This window comes from Pseudoxanthomonas sp. LjRoot206 (assembly GCF_056175725.1).
Genome location: NZ_JBGFFI010000005.1, coordinates 94,469 through 120,504, shown reverse-complemented (window position 1 = coordinate 120,504; position 26,036 = coordinate 94,469). Strand labels below are relative to the sequence as shown.

The window sequence follows — 26,036 nt, the reverse complement described above, 5'->3', positions numbered from 1 at the left end:
ACGTGCCGCAGACGGAATAGGCGGTTTTGCCTCGTGTGTTGAAAACGGTTACATTGCCGATGTGAAGAGTCAGCCGTGGAGGGCGGACGTGACAGGTGATCGATCTTGTTGCCCGGCATCCCTTCAGGATGCCTGTTTCCGGATGCGGCCGTGGCGTATCTGCCGCAACGCGCATAACGATAGCCCGGTGACCGGGCATCCAGGTGAGGGCGGCGCAGCCGTCCTGCCCGACCAATAGAACCGAACCGTTTTTTTTGAGATGCGGTGTAATCGATTACACACCGCGTCAGTAGGTGAGCGCGGCACATCATCCTTGGAGGGGAGACCAATGAAGCACGACGGCAGGACCACGTTCCATCCCAATCGCAGGCTGTTGTCCTGCGCGCTCGCGAGCTGCCTGGCGATGGCAGCCCCGCAGGTGCTTGCGCAATCCACCTCGGCCACGCTGCGTGGTGTGGCGGCGCCGGATTCCACCGTCACGGTGACCAACGTCGACACGGGTCTTACCCGCACGACGAAAGCGTCGAACGGCAGCTACAACATCGGCGGCCTGCCGCCGGGTACGTACCGCATCCAGGTGAACGCCGGCGGGCAGACCAGCAACCGTGCGGTGACGCTGGCCGTCGGCCAGACCGCCACGCTGAACCTGCAGGACGCGCCGCCGGTGTCCGCAACGGCGGGCGATGCGACCACGCTGGATACCGTGCGCGTCACCGCGCCGATGCTGGTGGAAACCAAGACCTCGGAAGTCGCGACCTACGTGTCCAACAAGCAGATCGAGCTGCTGCCGCAGAACTCGCGCAACTTCCTGGCGTTCGCGGACATCGTACCGGGCATGGCGCTGCAAACGCCGGTGAACGGGCAGGAAACGCAGATCCGCAGTGGCGCACAAGGTGCCAATGCCATCAACGTCTATATCGACGGCGTGGGCCAGAAGAATTATGTGACGCCGGGTGGTGTCACCAGCCAGGACGACAGCGAAGGCAATCCGTTTCCGCAGTCGGCGATCGGTGAATACAAGGTCATCACGTCCAACTACAAGGCCGAGTACGACCAGATCAGCAGTGCTGCGATTACCGCAGTGACCAAGTCCGGCACCAACGACTTCTCGGGCAGCTTCTTCGTCGACCGCACGTCCGATGCCTGGACCAAGTCCACGCCGCAGGAACTGCGTGACGGCGAGAACGAAGAAAAAGTGGAACAGTACGGCGTCACCTTTGGTGGCCCGATCCTGCGCGACAAGCTGCATTTCTTCGTCTCGTACGAAGCGAAGGACATCATCCGGCCGGCCCCCGTCCTGCCGCCGACCGTCGTGCTCAACAACAACGTCGTCCTGCCGTCCGAGATCACCCAGTACTACGGCCCGGCGAGCCGGCCGTTCAATCAGGACGTCTACTTCGGCAAGCTGAGCCTGCAGGCCACCGATGCACACCTCTTCGAGCTGATCGCACGCGTCCGCAAGGAGACGGGCATCCTGGGCATCGGCGGTGTCAATGTTCCGAGTGCGGGTACGGCACTCAATAACGACGAGACGCGTGGCGACCTGCGCTGGCAGTATTCCTCGCAGCATTGGCTGGTCGACTCTCACCTGACGTTCGAGGAGGCCGCCTACAATCCGAGCCCGGTCAATCCGATCAATTCTGCCCGCTACACGATCGTCAATCCGGAAAACACCAACCAGCGTGATCTCCAGGTGCTCAATCTGGGTGGCGGTCCCAACTTCCAGGACAAGGGCCAGAAGGGCGTGGGTGTCCAGAGCGACGTGACGTTCTACGGATGGGAAAACCACACCATCAAGATGGGCTTCAAGTACAAGCAGGTGGACCTGAAGGCGTTCCAGCAGTTTCCGCCTTACCCGCGCTACTGGTATGACGTGAATGAAAGCCTCACCCAGCCGTGGCGGATCGAGTACACCGCGCCACGCACCGGCCGCGAGCCCTTCGTCAGCTCCGAGAACAAGCAGTTCGGCCTCTATATCCAGGACGATTGGCAGGTCAACGATCACTTGACGCTGAACCTGGGCGTCCGCTGGGACTACGAAGAGAATCCGGCCTACACCGACAACCGTCTCGCTCCGGGTATCGAATCGGCGCTGCGCAGCTGGGCCAACATCCAGAACACCGACTACGACATCGACGATTACATTCCGGGTGCGGGCAAGCGTGACAACTTCAAGGGTGCTATCCAGCCGCGCCTGGGATTCTCCTACGACCTGGCCGGCGACCAGCGCCACGTGATCTTCGGCGGCGCGGGACGTGCCTACGACCGCACGCTGTTCGACTACCTCGCGCGCGAGTACTACGCGGGCGCCTTCACCACCTACACCATCAACTTCCGAACCCCGCTGCATCCTTGCTCGGGCACCAACTGCATCGCGTTCAATCCCGCGCTGATGACGCCGGAGGGGCTGGAAGCCTATCGGGCAGCCAACCCGGTGGCCGGTGGCGAAATCCAGCTGGTCAACAATGATTTCAAGACGCCGTACTCCGACCAGTTCAGCCTGGGCATGCGTAATGCGGTAACGCTGTGGGGTCACGACTGGAATACGGCGGTAACGCTGCAACACATCCGCGCGCGGGATGGCTTCTATGCGCGCTTGGGTAGCCGCCGCGCCGATGGCAGCTTCCACCAGTATCAGGCGCAGGGGCAGACCTTCGGCGGCTCGCCGTTCATCGCGGTGCCCGGCTACGGCAATCTGATCCTCATGGACAACGGTTTCGCGTTCAATCAGAACTCGCTGCTGCTGTCCGCCGACAAGCCGTATACGCAGGCATCGCCGTGGGGCGTCAACATCGCCTATACCTACATGGACGCCGAAGAGAACCGACCGAATGCGTCGACGGGCGAAACCTATCTCTTCGACTATCCGTACGTGACGGATGAGTACTTCGTATCCACGGGTGTCGCCAAGCACAGGCTGGTGCTCTCCGGCATCTACTCGCCTGGTTGGGATCTGACGTTCAGCGGCAAGCTGATTCTCGAAAGTCCCAAGCCGCTCTCCGCCGTCAACCGTCTGGACTCGCCGGCAAACGGCACCTGCCGTCCCATCACCGGCGCGGCCGACTGCGGAGACCTGCGTGCCTACTACGCGCCGGTCACGCCCGACGGAAGCATCGGCTACAAGCGTTTCGACCTTGCGGTGCAGAAGCGCTGGAACCCGAGCGAGAGCCTCTCTGTCTGGGTGCGCGGCGACATGATCAATGTTTTCAATTGGGAGAACTGGAGCCAGTTCAACACCAACTGGGGGCCGGCGGGCGGTCCGCAGAACCCGACGGTGGGCTCCCGCAGCGGCATCGAAGTGTACGAACCCATGCGGACGTTCAAGCTGTCCATGGGCTTCGATTGGTAATACACACCCGCCCTCGGGCGGCGCCCCCCGGCGCCGCCTGACCGGCGGGTTTGTTTGACGCAGCTTTGTAATCGGTTACAACAGGAAAACGCTTTGAACAAGATCACCCCAGCCCCGCGCTCGTCCTGGTTCGCCGGTATCGCGCTGACTCTGTTGATCGCCGGCTGCCAGAAGGCGCCGGAAGAGAAGGCCGCGCCCGTCGCCAAGCCCGCCGCACCCGTCGTGGCCGCCAAGCCCGAGCCGCCGGCGAAGCCGGAACTGCCGCCGCTGTTCCGCGACATCGAGCGCCGCACGTTCCAGTTCTTCTGGGACACCACCAACGAAACCAACGGCATGACGCCGGACCGCTATCCGTCGCGTCCGTTCGCCAGCATCGCGTCGATCGGCTACGCGCTGACCGCGTACCCGATCGGCATCGAGAACGGCTGGGTCAGCCGTACCCAGGCGGTCGACCGCACGCTGACCACGCTGAAGTTCCTGCGCGACGTGCCTCAGGGCCCGCAGAAGGAAGGCAAGGGCGGCCACAAAGGCTTCTACTACCACTTCCTCGACATGAACACCGGTGAGCGCTTCAACACGTGGGTCGAGCTGTCGAGCGTGGACACCTCGCTGCTGCTGATGGGCGTGCTGTTCGCGCAGTCGTACTACGACCGCGACGATGCGCGCGAGAAGGAGATCCGCGAAATCGCCGACACGATCTACAAGCGCGTCGACTGGACCTTCCTGCAGAAGAACAAGCCGCTGATCTCGATGGGCTGGTTCCCGGAGAGCGGCACCATCCCGCACGACTGGAAGGGCTACAACGAAGCCATGATGGTCTACGTGCTGGCGATGGCCTCGCCGACGCACCCGGTGGGCCAGGATGCGTGGGAAGTGTGGACGCGCAGCTATAGCGAACTGTGGGGCGTGTTCCAGGGCCAGGAATACCTGACCTTCGCACCGCACTTCGGCCACCAGTACAGCCACGTCTGGATCGATTTCCGCGGCATCCAGGACGCGTACATGCGCGAACGCGGCATGGACTACTTCGAGAACAGCCGCCGCGCGACGTACGCACAGCGCGCCTACGCCATCGAGAACCCGATGAAGTGGAAGGACTACGGCGAGAACGTGTGGGGCCTCACCGCCTCGGACGGTCCCCAGCAGACGCTGCAGGAATACCGCGGCGAACAGCGCCCGTTCCGCCACTACTCCGCGCGCGGCGCCGGCTTCCGCGAGAACTTCGACGACGGCACCATCGCGCCGACCGCGGCCATCGCGTCGCTGCCGTTCGCGCCCGAGATCGTCATCCCGGCAACGGAAGAGATGCATCGCCGTTACGGCGACTACCTGTATTCGAGCTATGGCTTCCTGGATTCGTTCAATCCCAGCTTCGACTACGACATCCCGCTGAAGACCGGTCGTATCGTGCCCGGCAAGGGCTGGGTGGCCAGCGACTACATCGGCATCGACCAGGGCCCGATCCTGGCGATGATCGCGAACTACCGGAACGACTTCGTCTGGAGCGTGATGAAGAAGAACCCGTACATCCGTGATGGCCTGAAGAAGGCCGGCTTCCAGGGCGGCTGGCTGGATGCGAAGACGGAGCAGGCTGCGGCGAACGCCGCGACGGCGCCGACCGCACCGCCGGATCTCGATGCCGCCGCCGCGCGCGCGCTGGGGACGGCGGAGTCGCGCGCCAACCAGGCGGCGCAGCCCGAGGCGGTGCGTCCGCAGCAGCCAGAGTAAGCTGTCCGCATGGAACGGCGTGCGCCCGCAACGGTCTCTCCGGCACGCATCAGGGCCTTCTCCGGTGGAAGGAGGGCCCTGGTGCGCTGCTGTTCCCTTGTGTTCCTGATCGTCGTCGCGCTCGCCGTGGCGGGCTGCGCACGCACGCAGGATGACCGCACGACGGTGCGGTTCTGGGTCATGGGCTACGAAGGCGAGGTCGTCGCGAAACTGTTGCCCGAGTTCGAGCGGCAACATCCCGACATCCACGTCGACCTGCAGATCGTGCCGTGGCTGTCCGCGCACGAGAAGCTGCTGACCGCCTTCGCCGGCGAGTCGTTGCCGGACGTCAGCCCGATCGGCAACACCTGGATCCCGGAGTTCGCGGCGCTCGGCGCGCTGGAGCCGCTGGACGACGAGATCGCCGCGACGCCGGCTTTCGACCAGGCGGATTTCTTCCCCGGCGTCTGGGACACCGGGGTGATCGAGGGCCGCGCCTACGCGGTGCCGTGGTACGTCGAGACCCGCCTGCCGTTCTACCGCCGCGACATGCTCGCCAAGGCCGGCGTGAAGACCTTGCCGGCGAGCTGGGACGAATGGCGCGTCGCGATGCGCGAGGTCAAGCAGGTCGCAGGGCAGGGCAACTACTCGATCCTGCTGCCGCTCAACGAGTTCGAACCGCTGCTCAGCCTGGCGATCCAGCAGCCCGAGCCGCTGCTGCGCGACGACGGCCGCTACGGCAATTTCCGCAGCGCAGGCTTCAAGCAGTCGCTGGGCTTCTACAAGGAAATGTTCGACCAGCAATGGGCGCCGGTCGTCACCAACAACCAGATCTCCAACGTGTGGGACGAATTCGGCAAGGGCTTCTATTCGTTCTACATCTCCGGCCCCTGGAACATCGCCAAGTTCAAGGAGCGCCTGCCGGCCGCGCAGCAGAAGGACTGGATGACGATGCCGTTGCCGGGCCCGCACGGCCCCGGCGCGTCGCTGGCCAATGGCACCAGCTTCGTGGTGTTCAAGGATTCGCCGAACAAGGACGCCGCCTGGACGCTGATCGCCTGGCTGTCGTCGCCGGCGGTGCAGGTCGAATTCCATGCGCTGACCGGCGATCTGCCGCCGCGCCGCTCGCCCTGGTTGACGCCGGCACTGGCCGAGGATCCGTATGCGAAGGCCTTCCGCGAGCAACTCGAGCGCGCCGTCTCCACGCCGAAAGTGCCGGAGTGGGAGCGCATCGCCACCGAGATGCGGCTGGTCGGCGAACAGGTCGCCAATGGCCGGCTGAGCGTCGACCAGGCCGCCGAGGAACTCGACCGGCGTGCCGACCGCATCCTCGAGAAGCGCCGCTGGATGCTCGACCAGGCGACCAAGCCGGGAGCCGCGCCATGAGGTCGACGCATTCCCTCGCCGGCTGGCTGTTCGCCGCGCCCGCGCTGACCGTCATCGTGGTGTTCTTCGGCCTGCCGGTGCTGGCCGCGCTGGCGCTGAGCCTCACCGACTTCGACATCTATGCGCTGGCCGACATCGGCAACCTGCGCTTCGTCGGTCTGGACAACTACGTCGGCCTGCTGCAGAACCCGATGTTCTGGAAGTCGCTGGGCAATACGGTGTACTTCGTCGTCGTCGGCGTGCCGCTGTCGGTGGCGCTGTCGCTGGGCGCTGCACTGCTGTTGCACTCGAAGCTCGGCCGCTTCAAGGGCTTCTTCCGCACCGCGTTCTTCGCGCCGGTGGTGACCACGGTGGTCGCGGTCGCGGTGATCTGGCGCTACCTGTTCCACACCAAGTACGGCCTGGTGAACTGGGGGCTGTCGTGGGTCGGCATCGATCCGGTCGACTGGCTCGGCGATCCCACGTGGGCCATGCCGACCATCATCCTGTTCGCCGTGTGGAAGAACTTCGGCTACAACATGATCATCTTCCTCGCCGGCCTGCAGAGCATCCCGGAAGACCTGTACGAAGCCGCGCGCATCGATGGCGCCTCGCGCTGGGCGCAGTTCCGCCACGTCACCCTGCCGCAACTGGGGCCGGTGTTGCTGCTGGTCGGCATCCTGACCATGGCCGGCTACTTCCAGCTGTTTGCCGAGCCCTACGTGATGACGCAGGGCGGTCCGCTGGAGAGCACCAAGAGCGTGCTGTACCTGATGTACGAGGAAGGCTTCAAGTGGTGGAACCTCGGCAACGCGTCCGCGGTGGCCTTCCTGCTGTTCCTGCTGATGACGGTGGTGACCAGCGGCCTGCTGTGGTTCGCGCGCAAGCGGGGCGTGGAATGAACCAGCGCCTCGCCGCCATCGTCGTCAATGCGCTGCTGGTCGCGCTGGCCGTGGTCAGCCTGGGGCCGCTGCTGTGGATGCTGTCGGTGTCCTTCATGCAGACCGGCGAGGCCGGTCATTTCCCGCCGCCGCTGCTGCCGTCCGCCCCCACGCTGGACAACTACCGCGAGCTGTTCGTGCGCGCCGGCATGGGCCGCTACCTGGCCAACAGCTTCATCGTCTCGACCAGCGTCATGCTGCTGTCGCTGCTGTTCAACACCATGGCCGGCTACGCCTTCGCCAAGCTGCGTTTCAAGGGCCGCGACCGCACGTTCCGCGCCCTGCTGGCGGCGCTGGTGATCCCGGCGCAGGTGGCGATGATGCCGCTGTTCCTGCTGCTCAAGCAGATGGGGCTGGTGAACACCTACGCCGGCGCCATCGTGCCGGGCATGGCGGCGATCTTCGGCATCTTCCTGGTACGCCAGTACGCACGCTCGATCCCGGACGAACTGCTCGAGGCCGCGCGCATCGACGGCGCCAGCGAGGCGCGCATCTTCTTCCAGATCGTGCTGCCGGGGTTGAAGCCCATCCTGGTGACGCTGGCGATCTTCAGCTTCCTCGGTGCATGGAACGATTTCATGTGGCCGCTGATCGTGTTGAGCGACGATGCGCTGCAGACCCTGCCGGTCGCGCTGGCAGGCCTGTCGCGCGAACACGTGATGGACTACGAACTGATGATGGCCGGCTCGGTCGTCACCATCCTGCCGGTGCTGCTGCTGTTCCTCGTGCTGCAGCGCTACTACATCCAGGGCCTGTTGCTGGGCAGCGTGAAGGGCTGAGTCCTCGCGTTGCGCTGCGGCCCGTTGCCGGAGACGAAAACATGGTGTTGTCCTTGACCCGCCTGATGGCCGGGGTGGCGCTGCTTCCGCTTGCCGGCCTGGCATCGGCCGAACCGGTCCGCGTGCTGGATGCGTTCGATGACGCGTCCACCTGGCGCGTGGTCACCTCCAACCAGGTCAGCGGCGCGCTGCGCCCGGTCGACGGCGTCGACGGCAAGGCCATGTGCCTGGACTACGACTTCAACGGCGTGTCGGGACATGCCGGCATCCAGCGCGACCTGGTGATCGACTACCCGCAGAACTACCGCTTCGATTTCCAGCTGCGTGGCGACTCGCCGCGCAACGACCTGCAGTTCAAGGTGATCGATGCCAGCGGCGACAACGTCTGGTGGGTCAACCGGCCGAAGTACGAGTTCCCGACGGCGTGGACGCCGGTGCGCTACAAGCAGCGCCACATCGACAAGGCCTGGGGGCCCGACCCGGACCGCACGCTGCGCCGGAGCGTCAAGCTCGAATTCACCCTCTACAACAACGTCGGCGGCAAGGGCTCGGTCTGTTTCGACCAGCTGACGTTCCAGCCGTTGCCGGTCGACGACGGTGCGCCGCTGACGGGCAAGGCCAGTGCCTCCGTCGCGTTTCCGGCCGGCGCCGCGGCATTGGCCGTCGACGGCAAGGCGGATACGGCATGGTCCGCGGACCTGCACGGCGAGAAGGATCCGCAGCTGACGCTGGACCTGGGCAAGGTGCGCGAGTTCGGCGGCCTGGTGCTGCGCTGGAAACCCGGCCAGCACGCCTCGGACTATCTTGTGCAGCTGTCCGACGACGGCGTGCGCTGGCGCGATGCGCGCACGGTGGTCGACGGCAATGGCGGCAACGACTACCTCGCGCTGCCTGAGTCGGAAGCGCGTTATGTGCGCCTGACGGTCGGCGACGGTCCCGGGCGTTCGTTCGCGCTGGCCGGGCTGGAGGTGAAGCCGCTGGCCTTCGCCGCGCATCCCAACGACCTGATCAAGGCGATGGCGTCCGAGTCGCCGAAGGGCTGGTTCCCGCGCGGCTTCAGTGGCGAACAGCCGTACTGGACCATCGTCGGTCTCGACGGTGGACGCGAGCAGGGCCTGATCGGCGAGGACGGCGCCATCGAGATCGCGAAGGGCGGCATCAGCGTCGAGCCGTTCGTACAGGTTGACGGGCGCTGGATCGGCTGGTCGGACGTGCAGGCGACGCAGTCGCTGCAGGACGGTTACCTGCCGATGCCGACGGTGGCCTGGCAGCACGCCGACTTCGCGCTGGCGACCACCGCGTTCGCGGCAGGCAAGCCCGGTGATTCGCGCGTCATCGCGCGCCACCGGCTGACCAATACCGGCAAGACGCCGCGCGAGTACGTGCTGGCGCTGGCCGTGCAGCCCTGGCAGGTCAATCCGCCCAGCCAGTTCCTCAACACGACCGGTGGTTTCAGTCCGATCAACGATCTTGCGGTGCGCGACGGGGTGGTCAGCGTGAACGGCCGCGCCAGCCTGCGCTTCACCACGCCGGATGCGGCGCTGGCATCGCGCTTCGACGAGGGGCTGGTCCGCGATCGCTTGGCGACGATGGACGACGCCGTCGACGGGACAGCGGCGCAGGTGGCCGGCGAGTCGACCGGGCTGGCCTCCGCCGCCGTGCTGTACCGGATCACGCTGGCGGCCGGCGAAAGCCGCGACATCGACTGGGTGGCGCCGCTGGAAGGCGCGTTGCCTGCCACGATCGACGCTGCGCGCGACCAGCAGGCCACGGCGGCGATGTGGCGCGGCAAGCTCGGCGAAATGAAGTTGCAGGTGCCCGCCGAGGGTCAGGCGGTCGCGGATACCTTGCGCACCGCGCTCGCCCATATGCTGATCTCGCGCATCGGGCCGCGCCTGCAGCCGGGCACGCGCTCGTACTCGCGCAGCTGGATCCGCGACGGCGCGATGATCTCCGAAGGCCTGCTGCGCCTGGGTCGCCCGGAAGTGGTGAAGGAATACGTCGAGTGGTACGCGCCGTACCAGTTCAAGAACGGCAAGGTGCCGTGCTGCGTCGACGACCGCGGCAGCGACCCGGTGCCGGAGAACGACAGCCATGGCGAGCTGATCTTCAACGTCGCCGAGTACTACCGCTATACCGGCGACAAGGCCTTCCTGAGGAAGATGTGGCCGCACGTGCAGGGCGCCTTCGCCTACATGGAGGAGCTGCGCCTGAGCGAGCGCACCGAGGCCAACCGTGCGGTCAACGCCGCGTTCTACGGCATGATGCCGGCGTCGATCAGCCACGAAGGCTACTCGGCCAAGCCGATGCATTCGTACTGGGACAACTTCTGGGCGCTGCGCGGTTACAAGGATGCGGTCGAGGTCGCCGACGCGCTCGGACAGATGGCCGAGTCCAAGCGCATGGCTGCCTCGCGCGACCAGTTCCGCGCCGACCTGTACGCCTCGCTGCAGGCAGCGACTCAGCTGCACGGCATCAACTACTTGCCGGGTGCGGCGGAGATCGGCGACTTCGATCCCACCTCCACGACCATCGCGCTGGCGCCAGGCGGCGAGCAGGGCAAGCTGCCGGCGGACCTGTTGAACGGCACGTTCGAGCGGTACTGGACCGAGTTCGTGCAGCGTCGCGACGGCAAGCGCGAGTGGAAGGACTACACGCCCTACGAATGGCGCAACGTCGCCGCATTCGTGCGGCTGGGCTGGCGCGAACGCGCCTGGGACGTGCTGGACTTCTTCTTCAAGGACCGCGCGCCGCAGCCCTGGAACCAGTGGGCGGAAGTGGTCTCGCGCACGCCGCGCGCGCCGTTCTTCGTCGGCGACCTGCCGCATGCCTGGGTGGCGTCGGACTTCGTCCGCTCGGCGCTCGACATGTTCGCCTACACCCGCGAAGTCGACGACAGCATCGTCGTGGCGGCGGGCGTACCGGCCACCTGGCTGGACGGCGAGGGCATCGCCATCGATGGCCTGCGTACGCCGAACGGCGTCCTCGGCTACTCGCTGCGCAGGCAGGGCAATGAGGTCGTGCTGGAAGCGAAGGCCGGCCTGAAGCTGCCGGCAGGCGGTCTGGTGCTGCCGTGGCCGTACCGGGACGCGCCCGGCGAGACACGCATCAACGGCAAGCCGGTGCAGTGGAAGGACGGCGAACTGCGCATCACGTCGCTGCCGGCCAAGGTCGTCATCCGCGCGCCCTGAGATCGTCCGGGCAGCGATAGAGTAGGCGCGGTCCACCGCCGCGCCCACCATCATGCCCGCCGCCGACACGCGTCTCCCGCTCTGGCCGCTGCCGTTGCTGATCACGCTGCTGTTCGTGGTCGCCGCGCACGCCGCCTACCTGCTGTCGGTCCAGGGCGGCCATGTGCCGGCCTGCGTGCCGTACATCGAGGGCTGCGTCTCGATCAGCCGGGCCGCGCGGCATGGGTGGGGCAATCATCTGTTCCGACTGCTGGTGATCCCGTGCGCGGTGTTGCACGCGCTGGTGTGGCTGCTGGCGCAGCGCTGGTTGCGTGGTGGATGGACGATGGCGGTGCTGGGCATCGTTTCGGCCGTCGCGCTGGCGGTGTACGCTGCCTTCCTCGGTACCGAGGGCGAGACGTATCGCTTCCTGCGCCGCTATGGCGTGGTGGTGTACTTCGGCTTCGGTTACCTGGCGCAGCTCGCGCTGATGCGGCGCGCTGCGCGGCTGCATGCGTTGCCAACCGAGGTCATCGCGTGGATGTCGTGGATCGCGGTCGCGATGCTGGCGCTGGGGGTCGCCAACGTGGTGGCAGGCACGCTGGTCACCGATCCGGAGGAGAAGGACCGCTGGGAGAACATCTTCGAGTGGTGGCTGGGGCTGCTGATGGTTGGCTGGTATGCGGTGCTGGCATGCGGTTGGAAACGACGAAGCCTGGCATTGGACCTGACGTGGCGTGATCCGTTGTAGGAGCGACGTGAGTCGCGACCGCACGATCGCAGGGTCGCAGGGTCCTGCGATGTCGGGACAGGCAAGATGTCGTAAGCGAAGACAGCTCGACTGCGCCTGAAATCAGGGCCCTTCACTTCCGCGGTCGCGACTCACGTCGCTCCTACAGAAGAGCGGTGGTGCCATGAAAGCCGGACTTGGCATGTGTACGAGCGACGTGAGTCGCGACCGTATGATCGCAGTGCGCTGCGATGTTGGGTCAGGCAGGATGTCGTAAGCCGAGACAACTCGACTGCGCCTGAAATCAGGGCCCTTCACTTCCGCGGTCGCGACTCACGTCGCTCCTACAGAAGAACGTGGGTGCCATGAAAACCAGACTTGGCACGTGTAGGAGCGACGTGAGTCGCGACCGCACGTCCATCGCGCCCTGTGATGTTCCGACAGACAAGCTGTCTCAGGCGGAGGCAGTTCGCCTACGCCTGAAATCACGATCACTCTCGCGGTCGCGACTTGCGTCGCTCCTGCAGAGAGAACGAGAGAAGTCAGCCGCGCACGCGCTGCACGATGCCCGCCGCCTTGGCCGAGCTCTCGGTGACCTTGTCCCACTCGCCGTTGTCGAGCCAGCCCTTCGGCACCATCCACGAACCGCCGATGCAGACCACGTTCGGCTGCGACAGGTAGTCGGCCGCCGTGTCTTCGGTGATGCCGCCGGTCGGGCAGATCTTCAGTTCCGACATCGGGCCGGCGAGACCCTTCAGCATCGCCAGGCCGCCGACGGCGGTGGCGGGGAACAGCTTGCAGACGCGGAAGCCGCGCGCCATCAGCGCCAGCAGCTCGGTCGGCGTGGCCGCGCCCGGGACCACCGGGATATCGGCGGCGGCCAAGGCATCCGCCAACGCGGGCGGCGTGCCCGGCGTGACCAGGAAGTCGGCGCCCGCATCGATGGACTGCTTCATCTGCTCGGTGGTCAGCACCGTGCCGGCGCCGATCACGATGTCCGGCAATTCCTTCTTCAGCATCGCCAGCGCTTCCATCGCCACCGGCGTGCGCAGGGTCAGCTCGATCGCCGGCAAACCGCCTTTCAGCAGCGCCTCGGACACCTTGCGTGCCTCGTCCAGCGTGTGGACGGTGACGACCGGCAGGATGCCGGCGGCGCGGAGGAGGGATTCGGCTTTCTGCTGGCGGGCTTCGATGGTCATGGCGGGAGGTTCGGCTGAAAAGTGGACTGGCAGGAGCGCCCTCGGGCGCGATGCTTTTCGGCAATGGCGAGAAGAAGAGCATCGCGCCCGAGGGCGCTCCTACAGATGGAACAGGATGCTACGCATCCTTGGCTTCATGTGGCGCTTCCGCAGCATGCGCGGCATCGCCCAGTTCGTACTCGGCGTCGTATTCCCAGGTGCCGTCGTGGTACGGCAGGCCGCAGGAAATCGACATCGCGCCACGGTCGGCGGGCGTCACCACGTCGCGGCTCACCGCGAACAGGTTGCGGCCCAGGTCCAGCGCCGCGGGCGAGGTGTTCGGGGCGATCTCGCGCGCCGCCCAGGTGTCCGCATCGACCAGCGCTTCCAGCGTGCCGGCTTCCGCGTCGAGGCGGATGAGGTCGCCTTCGCGCAGCTTTGCGAGCGGACCGCCGCGCGCGGCTTCCGGGGTCAGGTGGATGGCGGCGGGAATCTTGCCCGACGCGCCGGACAGGCGACCGTCGGTCACCAGCGCCACGCGCCGGCCCTGGTTCTGCAGCAGGCCCAGCAGCGGTGCGAGCGAATGCAGTTCCGGCATGCCGTTGGCGCGCGGTCCCTGGTAGCGGACCACGGCGACGAAGTCCTGCGGCAGTATGCCAGCGGCATGCAGCTTGTTGAGCGCGCGCGGATCGTCGACGACGACGGCCGGCGCTTCGATGGAGCGGTATTCCTGCTTCACCGCCGAGGTCTTGATCAGCGAACGGCCCAGGTTGCCGCGCAGCAGGCGCAGGCCACCCTGGGCCTCGAACGCGCGCGACACCGGACGCGCGACGTCTTCATCGGCGCTCTGCGCGATGCCGGGCGCGTAAGAGAGCTTGCCGTCCTGCAGGCGCGGTTCGTCGCAGAAGGCGCGCAGGCCACCGGGCACGATGGTGGTGATGTCGTGCATCAGGCCGGCGTCGAGCAGCTCGCGGAACACGAACTGCGTACCGCCGGCGGCGGCGAAGCGGTTCACGTCGGCGTCGCCGTTCGGATAGACGCGCGCCAGTAGCGGCACGGTCTGCGAGAGCAGGTCCATGTCGTCCCAGGTCAGCACGATGCCGGCCGAACGCGCGACGGCGATCCAGTGGATGGTGTGGTTGGTGGAACCGCCGGTCGCCATCAGCGCGGCCATCGCGTTGACGATGGCGCGCTCGTCGATCAGGCGGCCGATCGGGCGGTAGTCGTCGCCCAGCGCGGTGATGCGCAGCGCACGCTCGGCAGCGGCGCGCGTCAGCACATCGCGCAACGGCTGGTCCGGATTGACGAACGAGGTGCCCGGCAGTTGCAGGCCCATCGCTTCCAGCAGCACCTGGTTGGAATTGGCGGTGCCGTAGAACGTGCAGGTGCCGGCGGCGTGGTAACTCGCGGCCTCGGCTTCCAGCAGTTCCTCGCGAGTGGCTTCGCCGGCGGCGTAGCGCTCGCGCACTGCGGCCTTTTCCTTGTTCGGGATGCCCGGCGACATCGGCCCGGCCGGCACGAACACCGCCGGCAGATGGCCGAATGCCAGTGCGCCCATCAGCAGGCCGGGCACGATCTTGTCGCAGACGCCCAGGTACAGCGCGGCGTCGAACATGTCGTGGCTCAGCGAGATGGCCGTCGCCTGCGCGATGACATCGCGCGAGAACAGCGACAGTTCCATGCCGGGGCGCCCTTGGGTAACGCCGTCGCACATCGCTGGCACGCCGCCCGCGACCTGCGCGGTGGCACCGAGGTCGCGCGCGACCTGGCGGATGATCTCGGGGTAATGCTCGAACGGCTGGTGCGCCGACAGCATGTCGTTGTAGGCGTTGATGATGCCGAGGTTGGGCGTGACATCGGCGCGCAGCCGGCCCTTGTCGGTCGGGCCGCAGGCCGCGAAGGCATGCGCGAGGTTGCCGCAGCTCAGGCGCGCGCGTTGCGGGCCGTCGCGATGCGCGGCGTCGATGCCGTCGAGGTAGGCGCGGCGCAACGGGGCGCTGCGCTGGCGGATGCGTTCGGTGACTTCCTGGATGCGGGGGTGCAGGCTCATGGGCGTAGGGCTAGGCTGCAGACGCTGTCATTCTGCATGGCGTGGCGACGAGGGGCCGTGATGCGCAGCCTTCCTGCAACTCCAGCGCGTGGAGGGGAAGGGCGGTGAACGACGGCGACGGCATGATGCTTTCTACCGCCTTTGCTGCGGGCGCGAAAGCGACCAAAGTCAGACCAGTCGGCGTGCGGTGGCGCCGCATGTGTTGCATTGCAGCGCGCATATGCGCAAAACGCTCAGGCGTGCGCGGGGATTTTGGGTCCGAACAGTTCGACCGCGTACGCCGCCGCACCGAGCAGGCCGGGACGCGGATGGATGTTCGCGAGCGTCGGCACGCGTCCCATCGCGGGCGAGAAACGGCCCTTGTGTTCGAAGCGCTGGCGGAAGCCGGAATGCTGCAGCGAGGTCAGCAGTTTCGGCACCAGTCCGCCGGTGAGGAACACGCCGTCCCACGCACCGGTGGTGAGCACCAGGTCGCCTGCGATCGCACCGAACACGGCGCAGAACACGTCCAGCGTGCGCACGCAGCGCGGGTCGCCCGCCGCCGCGCGCGCAGTGACGTCCTTCGGCTCGATCGGGCCGCCGGGATCTTCGCCGGCGATCTCGCTGAGCGCGCGATAGAGGTTCACCAGGCCGGGGCCGCAGATCAGGCGCTCGTTCGACACGCGGCCGAACTGCGCCGACAGGATGTCGAGGATGCGGATTTCTTCCGGGGTGCCCGGCGGAAAGCTGACGTGGCCGCCTTCGGTTTCCAGCGGATACGCGCGACCGTCGCGGACGATCAGCGCGGCCACGCCCAGGCCCGTGCCCGGGCCGATGACGGCGTACGTGCGCGGTTCGCTGAGCGGCGTGGGGCGCCACTGCGCACCGCCGATCGCCACGACATCCTTCGGCGTGAGCAGCGACACCGCCATCGCCTGCGCGGCGAAGTCGTTGACCAGCTTCAGGCCCTGGAATCCCAACGCCTGACGCGTGCGGTTCACCGAGATCACCCACGGATGGTTGGTGATGCGCGCTTCATCGCCGTCGACGCGGCCGGCGACGGCGAACACCCCGTTCTGCGCGGTCGCGCCGGTTTCATCCAGGTAATGTTGCGCGGCCTCGGCGAGCGAGGGGAAATCGGCCACCACGAACTCGCGCACGCTGTCGTCCAGCAACGGCACGGACGCGGACGTATCGGCCAGCGCGAAGCGCGCATTGGTGCCGCCGATGTCGGCGAGGAGGACGCGATCGGCGTTGCTCATGCGGCAGACATCCTGTTCGATGCGGGGTGGCTTCCAAAACGGGTCCGCTGCATTCGGCTGGTCGATCCTGTGCTGCCGTGAAAGGGCCACGTCGCGTGGGCGGCGCATGATAGCGCGCACCTGCGCCGACGGCGCGCACGCCCGCGCATGCATGCGCCATCCGTATACGTATGCGTTATTCCGGAATAGCTGGTCGCAGGGGTGCGCATGCGAGCGGGCGGGCAGGACAGGGACGACATGGAAGGTGCGGGCGCTCCGGATGACGTCGGCGTGCAGTCCGCTTGCGTCGTGAAAACGGTTACATGGCAGAATAGCGCAACTTCCCCGACCACGGAACGGGAAGCGGCATGCCTCGTCCGCGATGGCGTGCCAGCACCCGGGAGGGCCGGGCCGCAGCGAACACACACGGGCCACGCCCGACCGGAGCAATGATGGCCAGCGTCAAACTCGACCGCGTGCGCAAGGTGTACGACAACGGCCAGGTGGCCGTGCACGGGGCCAGTTTCGAGATCGCCGACGGCGAACTCATGGTGCTGGTCGGTCCGTCCGGCTGCGGCAAGTCCACGCTGCTGCGGATGATCGCGGGGCTGGAGGAAATCTCGGACGGCAACCTGCTGATCGGCGATCGCCGCGTCAACGACGTGGCGCCGAAGGACCGCGACATCGCGATGGTGTTCCAGAGCTATGCGCTGTACCCGCACATGACGGTGGCCGAGAACCTCGCCTTCGGCCTGAAACTGCGCGGCGTGGCGCGCGCGGAGATCGATCGGCGCGTCAACGCGGCGGCGGACACGCTGGGCATGACCCACATGCTGGGCAAGCTGCCGCGCGAGATGTCCGGTGGACAACGGCAGCGCGTGGCGCTGGGCCGTGCGCTGGTACGCGAACCGTCGGTGTTCCTGCTGGACGAGCCGCTGTCCAACCTCGATGCCAAGCTGCGCCATTCCGTGCGTACCGAGATCGGCCGCCTGCATCGCCAGCTCGGCGCGACCATGATCTACGTGACCCACGATCAGGTGGAAGCGATGACGCTGGGCCAGCGCATCGTGGTGCTGAAGGATGGCCAGATCCAGCAGATCGACACGCCGATGGCGCTGTACCAGAAGCCGGCCAACCTGTTCGTCGCCGGCTTCCTCGGCAGTCCGGCGATGAATGTCCTGTACGGCACGCTGCGGCAGGAGGAAGGCTTGCATCTGGCGCTCGATGGCGGTGGCCAGATTCCGCTGGGCCATGCCGCCATCGCCGATGCGTGGATGGGGCGTCGCGTCGCGCTGGGCATCCGCCCGGAGCACCTGCAGCCGGCCGGGATCGGCAAGACCGCGTTCGAAGCGAATGTCGACCTGATCGAGCCGGTCGGCAACGAAGTCTTCGTCAACCTGCGCTTCGTCGGCCAGCCGCTGGTGGCGCGCATGCCGCCGCAGGTGCTGCCGGAACCGGGGCAGGGGCTGCGCATCACCGTCGAGAACGCCATGCTGCATTGCTTCGACCCGGACAGCGGCCTGCGCTTGTCGTAAAGACGCACCTCGTCTACCGCGTACGAAAGGCAGACCGTTGCTCCGCACCGCTACCCTTGTAGGAGCGCCCTTGGGCGCGATGCTTTTCGATCCGTTGAGCAAAAGCATCGCGGGCATGGCCCGCTCCTACAGGTCTTCCAGCACAGGGCAGGGCCCCAGGATCAGCCGCGGCTGACCGTGCGCATGGCATCGGCCACGTAGGCCAGGTTCTGCTGGTTCAGCGCGGCCACGCAGATGCGGCCGGTACCGACCGCGTAGATGCCGAACTCGTCGCGCAGCCGGTCCACCTGGGCCTTGCTCAGGCCGGAGTACGAGAACATGCCGGCCTGCTGCTGGATGAAGGCGAACTCCGGCGCGCCGAGGGCGGCCAGCTTGTCCACCAGCCCGGCACGCAGGGCATGGATGCGCTCGCGCATGCCGCCCAGCTCGCTTTCCCACAGCGCGCGCAGCTCGCTGCTGGCCAGCACGCCGGCCACCAGCGCGGCACCGTGCGTGGACGGGCTGGAATAGATGGTGCGGATGATGCGCTTGACCTGCGACTGCACGGCCTTGGTCGCCGCGGCGTCCGGACCGACCACCGACAGCGCGCCGACGCGCTCGCCGTACAGCGAGAACGACTTGGAGTACGAGTTGGCGACGATGAAGCTGTCGATGCCGGCTTCGGCGACGATGCGCACGGCCGCACCGTCTTCGGCGATGCCTTTGTCGAAGCCCTGGTAGGCCATGTCGATGAACGGGAACAGCCCACGGTCCTTCATCAGTGCCGCGACCTGCGTCCACTGCTCGACGGTCAGATCGGCGCCAGTGGGGTTGTGGCAGCAGGCATGCAGCAGGACGACGGTGCCGGGCTTGAGCTGGCCCAGGTCGGCCAGCATGCCGGCGAAGTCCAGGCCATGCGTGGCGGCGTTGAAATAGGTGTAGTCGACGATGTCGAAGCCCGCCGCGCCGAACACCGCGCGGTGGTTCTCCCAGCTCGGGTTGCTGATCGCGATGGTGGCGTGCGGCAGCAGCTTCTTCAGCAGGTCCGCGCCCACGCGCAGCGCGCCGCTGCCGCCGACGGTCTGGGTGGTGGCCACGCGGCCGGCGGCGACCAGGTCCGAGTCCTTGCCGAATACCAGCTCGCAGGTCGCGGCGTCGTACGCAGCCAGACCGTCGATCGGCAGGTAGCCGCGCGGTTTGCCGGCGGCGGCGAGCGCCTGTTCCACCTGGCGGACGCAGTCGAGCAGGGGAATGCGGCCCTGCTCGTCGTAATAGATGCCGACGCCCAGATTGACCTTCTGGGTACGGGGATCGGCGTTGTACGCCTCGGTCAGCCCCAGGATGGGGTCGCCGGGCACCAGTTCGACGGATGCAAAAAGAGACACGGAGTGGGGACCGTTGATGTGTGAGGGAGGGGGGTGAAGCCGCCCGCGATGCTAACAGGCGCGCGCCCGCTCCGTACGCCCGCAGCCGGTCGGCGTACGGCGTCGCGCGGCCCGGGCATACGCTGTCACGGGCGGCTATACTCATCCGTTGGCGTGCCTGACGGCAGGCCTGATTGCCGTCGAATCAATGACTTGGCAGTCGAAGCTGATCCCACTTCACACTTGCGGCAGCGCGTCGGACCGGTCCGGTCGCGGTGCCCGGAAGACACCGCCGCATGCGCCTTTCCACCATCAAGCTGTCCGGTTTCAAGTCGTTCGTCGATCCCACCGTGCTGCACCTGCCGACCAACATGACCGGCGTGGTCGGCCCGAACGGCTGCGGCAAGTCGAACATCATCGACGCCGTGCGCTGGGTGATGGGCGAGAGCTCGGCCAGCCGCCTGCGCGGCGACTCGCTGACCGACGTGATCTTCTCAGGCTCTGCCGCGCGCAAGCCGGTGTCGCAGGCCTCGGTCGAACTGATCTTCGACAACAGCGACCACACCATCAGCGGCGAGTTCGCCGCCTTCAACGAAATCTCGGTCCGCCGCCTGGTCAGCCGCGACGGCCAGAGCAACTACTACCTCAACGGCACCAAGTGCCGCCGCCGCGATATCACCGACCTGTTCCTCGGCACCGGCCTGGGCCCGCGCAGCTACTCGATCATCGAGCAGGGCATGATCAGCCAGATCATCGAGGCGCGCCCGGAAGACCTGCGCGTGTATCTGGAAGAGGCCGCCGGCATCTCCAAGTACAAGGAGCGCCGCAAGGAAACCGAAACCCGCATCCGCCACACCCGTGAGAACCTCGACCGCCTCAACGACCTGCGCGAGGAGATCGGCAAGCAGCTCGAGCACCTCAAGCGCCAGGCCAAGCAGGCCGAGCAGTACAAGGCCTTGCAGGAAGAGCGCCGGGTCAAGGACGCCGAGTGGAAGGCGCTGGAGTACCGCGGCCTGGACGGCAAGCTGCAGGGCCTGCGCGAAGCGCTGTCGCAGGAAGAGACCCGGCTGCAGCAGCTGATCGCCGAACAGCGCGAGGCCGAGCGCCTGCTGGAAACCGACCGCGTGCGCCGCGAGGAAGCCGCCGACGGCCTCAACAAGGCGCAGGGCGAGGTCTACCAGGTCGGCAGCACGCTGGCCCGCATCGAACAGCAGATCCAGCACCAGCGCGAACTCGGCGACCGCCTGAAGCGCGCCCGCGACGAAGCGCACAACGCGTTGCAGGAGCTTGGCCAGCACATCAGCGGCGACGAGGCCCGGCTCAACGTGCTGCGCGAATCGGTCGCCGACGCCGAGCCGCAGCTGGAACAGCTGCGCGAGGACGACGTGTTCCGGCAGGACGCACTGCGCGAAGCCGAAACCCGGCTGTCCGACTGGCAGCAGCGCTGGGAAGCCCACAGCCGCGACTCCGCCGAGGCCTCGCGCGCCGGCGACGTCGAGCGCACCCGCGTCGACTACCTCGACCGCCAGTCGCTGGAAGCCGACCGCCGCCGCGAGACGCTGGCGGCCGAACGCCTGGGCCTGGACCTGGACGCGCTGGCGTCCGCGTTCGAACAGCTGCAGTTGCAGCACGACACCCAGAAGGAATCGCTGGAGACGCTGACCGAGCAGGTCGAGGCGCGCAAGCAGGGCGCCGACGACGTGCAGGAGCAGCAGCGCCGCACGCAGACTGAACTGTCCGACGTGCGCAAGCGCGCGCAGGAAGCCCGCGGCCGCCTGTCCTCGCTGGAGACGCTGCAGCACGCCGCGCTGGGCCAGGAGCAGGGCGCGGCGATGAGCTGGCTGAAGGCGCGCGGCCTGGACAATGCCTCGCGCGTCGGCGAGAAGCTGACCGTCGAGCCGGGCTGGGAAAACGCCGTCGAAGGCGCGCTCGGCCAGCTGATCGAAGGCGTGCTGGTCGATGCGCCGGAAGCCCTGGTCGACGCGCTGGGCGAACTCGGCGACGGCCGCATCGCGCTGGTGTCGGACGACCGCAGCGACGTCGCGTTCGCACCGACCTCGCTGGCCGCGAAGGTGCAGGGTCCCGCGGCGATCCGTCGCCTGCTGGCCCGCCTGCACACGGCCGAGGATTTGAGTGAAGCGCGTCGCCTGCAATCGCAGCTCGGCGATGGCGACTCCGTCATCACCCGCAACGGCGAGCGCCTCGGCGCCGGCTGGGTGCGCGTGCTGCGCTCCGGCGCGGCCAAGCAGGGCGCATTGCTGCGCGAGCGCGAGATCCAGTCGCTGCGCGGCGAGATCGAAATGCTGCAGGCGCGCGAAGCCGAACTCGAAGAGCGCCTGGCCAGCCTGCGCGACCAGCTGCTCACGGCCGAACAGCAGCGCGAGGACGCCCAGCGCACGCTGTACATGGCGCACCGTGGCGTGTCCGAACTGGCCGGCCAGCTGCAGAGCCAGCAGGGCAAGGTGGATGCCACCCGCACCCGCCTGGAGCGTATCGACGGCGAGCTCGCGCAACTGGTCGAGACGCTGGACGCCAGCCGCGACCAGGCCCGCGAAGCCCGCGCCAAGCTGGAGGACGCGGTCACCCGCATGGGCGACCTCGAATCCACCCGGCAGGCACTGGAAGGCGAGCGCCGCCAGCTGGTCGACGCCCGCGACCAGGCCCGCGAAGCCGCCCGCACCTCGCGCGATACCGCCCACGCGCTGGCGCTGACGCTGGAATCGCAGCGCACCCAGATCGTGTCCCTGAGCCAGGCGCTCGACCGCATGGGCGGCCAGCGCGGCCACCTCGATTCGCGCCTGGAAGAACTCACCCTGCAGCTGAGCGAAGGCGATTCGCCGGTGCAGGAACTGGAAGCCCAGCGACAGGCCGCGCTGGAGCACCGCGTCACCGCCGACCGCCAGCTGGCCGAGGCGCGCTCGCTGCTGGAAGGCATCGACAACGAACTGCGCAAGTACGAACAGACCCGCCAGCAGCGCGACGAACAGGCGCTGGCCCAGCGCGAGCGCATCTCGCAGCGCAAGCTCGACCAGCAGGCGCTCGCGCTGAAGGCCGAGCAGCTGTCCGAAGGCGTCGTCGCCGGCGGCTTCGTGCTGGACGACGTCATCAACACGCTGCCCGAGGTCGCCGACATCCGCGAATGGGAGCAGGCGGTCACCCAGATCGATGGCCGCATGCGCCGGCTGGAGCCGGTCAACCTGGCGGCCATCCACGAGTACGGCGAAGCCAGTCAGCGCTCGGAGTACCTGGACGCGCAGAACGTCGACCTCACCACCGCGCTGGAAACACTGGAAGAGGCCATCCGCAAGATCGACCGCGAGACCCGCGGCCGCTTCAAGGACACCTTCGACCGCGTCAACGCCGGCGTGCAGCAGCTGTACCCGCGCCTGTTCGGCGGCGGCCATGCCTACCTGGAACTGACCGGCGAAGACCTGCTCGACACCGGCGTGGCGATCATGGCCCGACCGCCCGGCAAGCGCGTGTCCAACATCTCGCTGCTGTCCGGCGGCGAGAAGGCGATGACCGCGGTGGCGCTGGTGTTCGCCATCTTCCAACTCAACCCCGCGCCGTTCTGCCTGCTGGACGAAGTCGATGCACCGCTCGACGAGGCCAACGTCGGTCGCTTCACCAACATGGTGAAGGAGATGAGCGAGAAGGTGCAGTTCCTGTTCGTGTCGCACAACAAGGCCACGATGGAAGCCGCACACCAGCTCAGTGGCGTTACCATGCGGGAGCCCGGTGTCAGCCGCCTGGTGTCGGTGGACCTCGAAGAGGCCGCCCGCCTGGCCGGCGCCGCCTGACCTTCCATTCCACCCTGCCGGAGAATCCCCTGTGTCCGACATGGCCATGCTTCGTTTCGGAATCATCGTCGCCGGCGTCCTGCTGATCGCGGCGATCTTCCTGTTCGGACGTCCCAAGAAGCCCAGCCAGGGCCGCCGCATCGAAACCACCGAGCGCGACAACGCGCGCGTCGAGCCCAGCCTGTCGGGCGACGACGCCAGCGAGCAGCTGCAGGACTACAGCGACGACCGCGTCAGCCAGCCCGAGCTCGGCCTGCCTGGCGGCACGCCGGTCGCCGGCGTGGAAAGCGACCTGGGCAAGCGGCCCAACCAGGATTTCGACAAGATCGTCTCGCTGTACGTCGCGGCCAAGGCCGGGCAGGTGCTGCGCGGCGAGGACATCGTGGTCGCGGCGGAAAAGACAGGCCTGACCTTCGGCCACATGAATGTCTTCCACCGGCTGGTGGAAGGGCACCCGGAACGCGGCCCGGTCTTCAGCATGGCCAACATCATGCAGCCGGGCAGCTTCGACATGGCCAACATCCGCACGCTGGAAACGCCGGCCATCGCGTTCTTCCTGACGCTGCCGGCGCCGATGACGGCGCTAGAGGCGTGGGAGAAGCTGGTGCCCAACGTCGAGCGCATGGCCGAGCTGCTGGGCGGCGTGGTCCTCGACGACAGCCGCAACACCCTCGGCCGCCAGCGTATCCAGCACATCCGCGAAGAACTGCGCGCCTACGACCGCCAGCATGAGGCGCCGCCGCTGACGAAAGCGCCGCGGTGGTAGTGGCGGGCGCCATCCAGCGAGGACGGCGTCGGGTATGCCGATGGACGGGCCTCGGGTTGGCGATCTGCATGATTCCCCTCGCGGGTAGCGCAAAAGAGGGCAGCAGCCCTCAGGTGTGGCAGTTGCGTGACGACTGCGACCGTCCGACGGTCGTCCACCTTCGGGTCGATGCAGGAAAGACACGACTGCTCGAAGCGCGCATGCCACTGTGCAAAGGAAGCCGGGAGCCGGCGACGGAGTCGAAGCCGCCGATCGATTTTGCCGCGCCCGGCATCTCGACCAGGTTCGATATTCCGCAGGATGCTGCGCTCACGGGCAGTCTGTGGGTGGCGGGCGCGGAACCGGATGGCGTGATCCTGGGCATCTCGTTCCACACGGAGGAGCGGGTGCTGCTCAACACGATGCGGTTCGTGCCCTCGTCGACCGCGTCGCAGTCGGACATTATGGACGGCGTCAGGCTCTCGACGAGCATTGAAGCGTCCGGTCAGCACTAGTTACGTAGGATGGGTGGAGCCGAAGGCGATACCCATCGCTTCTCCACTGATGTGCATGGGGAGTTGCATGCTGCGAACCGTAATGTCCGTCGTGTTGGTCGCGCTGCTCGCCGGATGCAACCCCGAGCGCGTGCATGTCGATGACGAGGTGCGCGACTATCTGGCCATCTTCGACTGTCCGCAGGTCTCTGGTGCATACATCCCGACCACCATCGAAGAGGTGATTGCCGAGCCGGGCCGCTTCCAGGCGAAGCCGGTCAAGCTTTCCGGCTTCCATCATGTGTCCTTCGAACACGCTGCTCTCTACCCGACGCCGTCCGCAGCGAACGATTTCCGTCGTGGCATCTGGCTGTTGGACCTGGGCAACGATGAGCTGACGGGACAGCGCGCCACCGTGCGGGGCGTATACGATCCTGGCCCGAACGATGGGCGAGGCCAATGGCCGCAGGGCGGCCATCTCGGCCAATGGTCCGGCGCGATCTGCGTCCATTCGATGGAAGCGGTAGACGAATAGTGCATAGGTTGGGGTGAGCGCAGCGAAGCCCAACATCGCACGCGATGGTCAGGCGCAGGCATCGGATCGAGGTCGGATGTTGGGGTTCGCTGCGCTCACCCCAACCTATAGGATTCGTGTCGACGTCAATTCAATTCAGTACGTAGGATGGGTGGAGCGCAGCGGTCGTCAACGGCGAAGCCGGTCTACCCATCATCGTCGCCAACGAGGCGCAACTGATGGTTATCGCCTCCGGCTCCACCCATCCTACGATGGCGCTCGATGACATCGGTCCGACTGGAGGATCCGCAATGCCCGGCCACCGCATCTTCACCACCTCCTTCGCCAGCGTGTATCCGCTGTACGTGCAGAAGGCCGAGCGCAAGGGACGGACGAAGGCCGAAGTCGACGAGGTCATCCGCTGGCTGACCGGGTACGACCAGGCCGGACTCGAACGGCAGATCGAGGCGAAGAAGGATTTCGACACCTTCTTCGCCGAAGCCCCGCAGCTGCATCCGCACGCTGCGTTGATCAAAGGCGTGGTCTGCGGCGTCCGCGTCGAGGACGTTGACGATCCGCTGATGCAGAAGATCCGCTACCTCGACAAGCTGGTGGACGAACTGGCGAAGGGGAAGGCGATGGAGAAGATCCTGCGGTGAAGTCTGGCGGCGGGCCAAGGCCCGCCCAACAGGTGCTGGGCGACACGTAGGGTGGGCCTTGGCCCACCGCCTCGCGATCCCGCACACTCCCGACATGTCCCGCAACATCCTCTTCATCTGCACCCAGAACCGCCTGCGCAGCCCGACGGCGGAACAGGTGTTCGCCGACTGGCCGGGCGTGGAGACGGCCTCGGCGGGGTTGGGCAACGACGCCGAAGTCCCGGTTTCGCCCGAACTGCTGGCATGGGCGGACACGGTGTTCGTGATGGAGAAGGTGCACCGCACCCGGCTCTCCGCGAAGTTCAAGCGCCATCTCAATGGCAAGCGCGTGATCTGCCTCGACATCCCCGACGAGTACGAATACATGGACCCGGACCTGGTCCGGCTGCTGAAGCAGAAGGTGCCGCGCTTCCTGCCTGCGGCTTGATCTGAGGTTACGCTGGCGCTCCGTCGCAAT

The 26,036-nt window shown here is 66.9% G+C and carries 18 protein-coding genes; 14 read left to right on the top strand and 4 right to left on the bottom strand.

The features are described from left to right. The first annotated feature begins 328 nt into the window (after positions 1 to 328). The 7 genes from AC04MD_RS15970 to AC04MD_RS15940 all read left to right on the top strand — a co-directional run bounded on the left by AC04MD_RS15970 (position 329) and on the right by AC04MD_RS15940 (position 12,062). Positions 329 to 3,349 (top strand): TonB-dependent receptor, encoded by a 3,021-nt coding sequence (locus AC04MD_RS15970; protein WP_475498269.1) that lies wholly within the window; start codon positions 329 to 331, stop codon positions 3,347 to 3,349. Positions 3,350 to 3,442: 93 nt separating this feature from the next. Further along, on the top strand, positions 3,443 to 5,077 hold the full coding sequence (locus AC04MD_RS15965) for a glucoamylase family protein (protein ID WP_475498268.1): 1,635 nt from the start codon (positions 3,443 to 3,445) through the stop codon (positions 5,075 to 5,077). A gap of 81 nt (positions 5,078 to 5,158) precedes the next feature. Then, positions 5,159 to 6,442 carry a sugar ABC transporter substrate-binding protein gene (locus AC04MD_RS15960; RefSeq protein ID WP_475498267.1) on the top strand — a complete coding sequence of 428 codons (1,284 nt, stop codon included), beginning with the start codon at positions 5,159 to 5,161 and terminating at the stop codon, positions 6,440 to 6,442. Further along, entirely contained in the window at positions 6,439 to 7,323 is an 885-nt protein-coding gene (locus AC04MD_RS15955) for a carbohydrate ABC transporter permease (protein ID WP_475498266.1), read from the top strand. Before AC04MD_RS15960 ends, AC04MD_RS15955 begins: the two co-directional genes overlap by 4 nt. Then, positions 7,320 to 8,141, top strand: a complete 822-nt coding sequence (locus tag AC04MD_RS15950; protein ID WP_213602526.1) for a carbohydrate ABC transporter permease — start codon at positions 7,320 to 7,322, stop codon at positions 8,139 to 8,141. Before AC04MD_RS15955 ends, AC04MD_RS15950 begins: the two co-directional genes overlap by 4 nt. Positions 8,142 to 8,182: 41 nt before the next feature. Next, a complete protein-coding gene (locus AC04MD_RS15945; RefSeq protein WP_475498265.1) occupies positions 8,183 to 11,332 on the top strand; it encodes a discoidin domain-containing protein in 3,150 nt (1,049 codons plus the stop codon). A 52-nt stretch (positions 11,333 to 11,384) separates the two neighbouring features. After that, positions 11,385 to 12,062 carry a hypothetical protein gene (locus AC04MD_RS15940; RefSeq protein ID WP_475498264.1) on the top strand — a complete coding sequence of 226 codons (678 nt, stop codon included), beginning with the start codon at positions 11,385 to 11,387 and terminating at the stop codon, positions 12,060 to 12,062. A 521-nt stretch (positions 12,063 to 12,583) separates the two neighbouring features. On the opposite strand, the gene AC04MD_RS15935 is transcribed toward AC04MD_RS15940, so the two are convergent. The 3 genes from AC04MD_RS15935 to glk form a co-directional block, all read right to left on the bottom strand. Next, entirely contained in the window at positions 12,584 to 13,240 is a 657-nt protein-coding gene (locus AC04MD_RS15935; RefSeq protein WP_475498263.1) for a bifunctional 4-hydroxy-2-oxoglutarate aldolase/2-dehydro-3-deoxy-phosphogluconate aldolase, read from the bottom strand. A 118-nt stretch (positions 13,241 to 13,358) separates the two neighbouring features. Beyond that, positions 13,359 to 15,269, bottom strand: coding sequence for a phosphogluconate dehydratase (gene edd, locus AC04MD_RS15930; RefSeq protein ID WP_475498262.1), 1,911 nt, complete (start codon positions 15,267 to 15,269; stop codon positions 13,359 to 13,361). 233 nt (positions 15,270 to 15,502) lie between these two features. After that, on the bottom strand, positions 15,503 to 16,510 hold the full coding sequence (glk, locus tag AC04MD_RS15925; protein ID WP_475498261.1) for a glucokinase: 1,008 nt from the start codon (positions 16,508 to 16,510) through the stop codon (positions 15,503 to 15,505). A gap of 431 nt (positions 16,511 to 16,941) precedes the next feature. Between glk and AC04MD_RS15920 the strand changes: the two genes are divergently transcribed. Then, positions 16,942 to 18,024: an ABC transporter ATP-binding protein gene (locus AC04MD_RS15920; protein WP_475498260.1), complete on the top strand. Its 1,083-nt coding sequence runs from the start codon at positions 16,942 to 16,944 to the stop codon at positions 18,022 to 18,024. 161 nt (positions 18,025 to 18,185) lie between these two features. On the opposite strand, the gene AC04MD_RS15915 is transcribed toward AC04MD_RS15920, so the two are convergent. Further along, positions 18,186 to 19,388, bottom strand: a complete 1,203-nt coding sequence (locus AC04MD_RS15915) for an amino acid aminotransferase (RefSeq protein ID WP_475498259.1) — start codon at positions 19,386 to 19,388, stop codon at positions 18,186 to 18,188. A 275-nt stretch (positions 19,389 to 19,663) separates the two neighbouring features. Between AC04MD_RS15915 and smc the strand changes: the two genes are divergently transcribed. The 6 genes from smc to AC04MD_RS15885 all read left to right on the top strand — a co-directional run bounded on the left by smc (position 19,664) and on the right by AC04MD_RS15885 (position 26,006). Beyond that, positions 19,664 to 23,167, top strand: coding sequence for a chromosome segregation protein SMC (smc, locus tag AC04MD_RS15910; protein ID WP_475498258.1), 3,504 nt, complete (start codon positions 19,664 to 19,666; stop codon positions 23,165 to 23,167). A 31-nt stretch (positions 23,168 to 23,198) separates the two neighbouring features. Then, positions 23,199 to 23,933: a cell division protein ZipA gene (gene zipA / locus AC04MD_RS15905; RefSeq protein WP_475498257.1), complete on the top strand. Its 735-nt coding sequence runs from the start codon at positions 23,199 to 23,201 to the stop codon at positions 23,931 to 23,933. A gap of 68 nt (positions 23,934 to 24,001) precedes the next feature. Next, entirely contained in the window at positions 24,002 to 24,427 is a 426-nt protein-coding gene (locus AC04MD_RS15900) for a hypothetical protein (RefSeq protein WP_475498256.1), read from the top strand. 82 nt (positions 24,428 to 24,509) lie between these two features. Next, positions 24,510 to 24,941: a hypothetical protein gene (locus tag AC04MD_RS15895; protein ID WP_475498255.1), complete on the top strand. Its 432-nt coding sequence runs from the start codon at positions 24,510 to 24,512 to the stop codon at positions 24,939 to 24,941. 290 nt (positions 24,942 to 25,231) lie between these two features. Beyond that, positions 25,232 to 25,579, top strand: coding sequence for a DUF2200 domain-containing protein (locus AC04MD_RS15890; RefSeq protein ID WP_475498254.1), 348 nt, complete (start codon positions 25,232 to 25,234; stop codon positions 25,577 to 25,579). Between the two features lie 94 nt (positions 25,580 to 25,673). Next, positions 25,674 to 26,006 carry a low molecular weight protein tyrosine phosphatase family protein gene (locus AC04MD_RS15885; RefSeq protein WP_475498253.1) on the top strand — a complete coding sequence of 111 codons (333 nt, stop codon included), beginning with the start codon at positions 25,674 to 25,676 and terminating at the stop codon, positions 26,004 to 26,006. Positions 26,007 to 26,036: the final 30 nt, after the last annotated feature.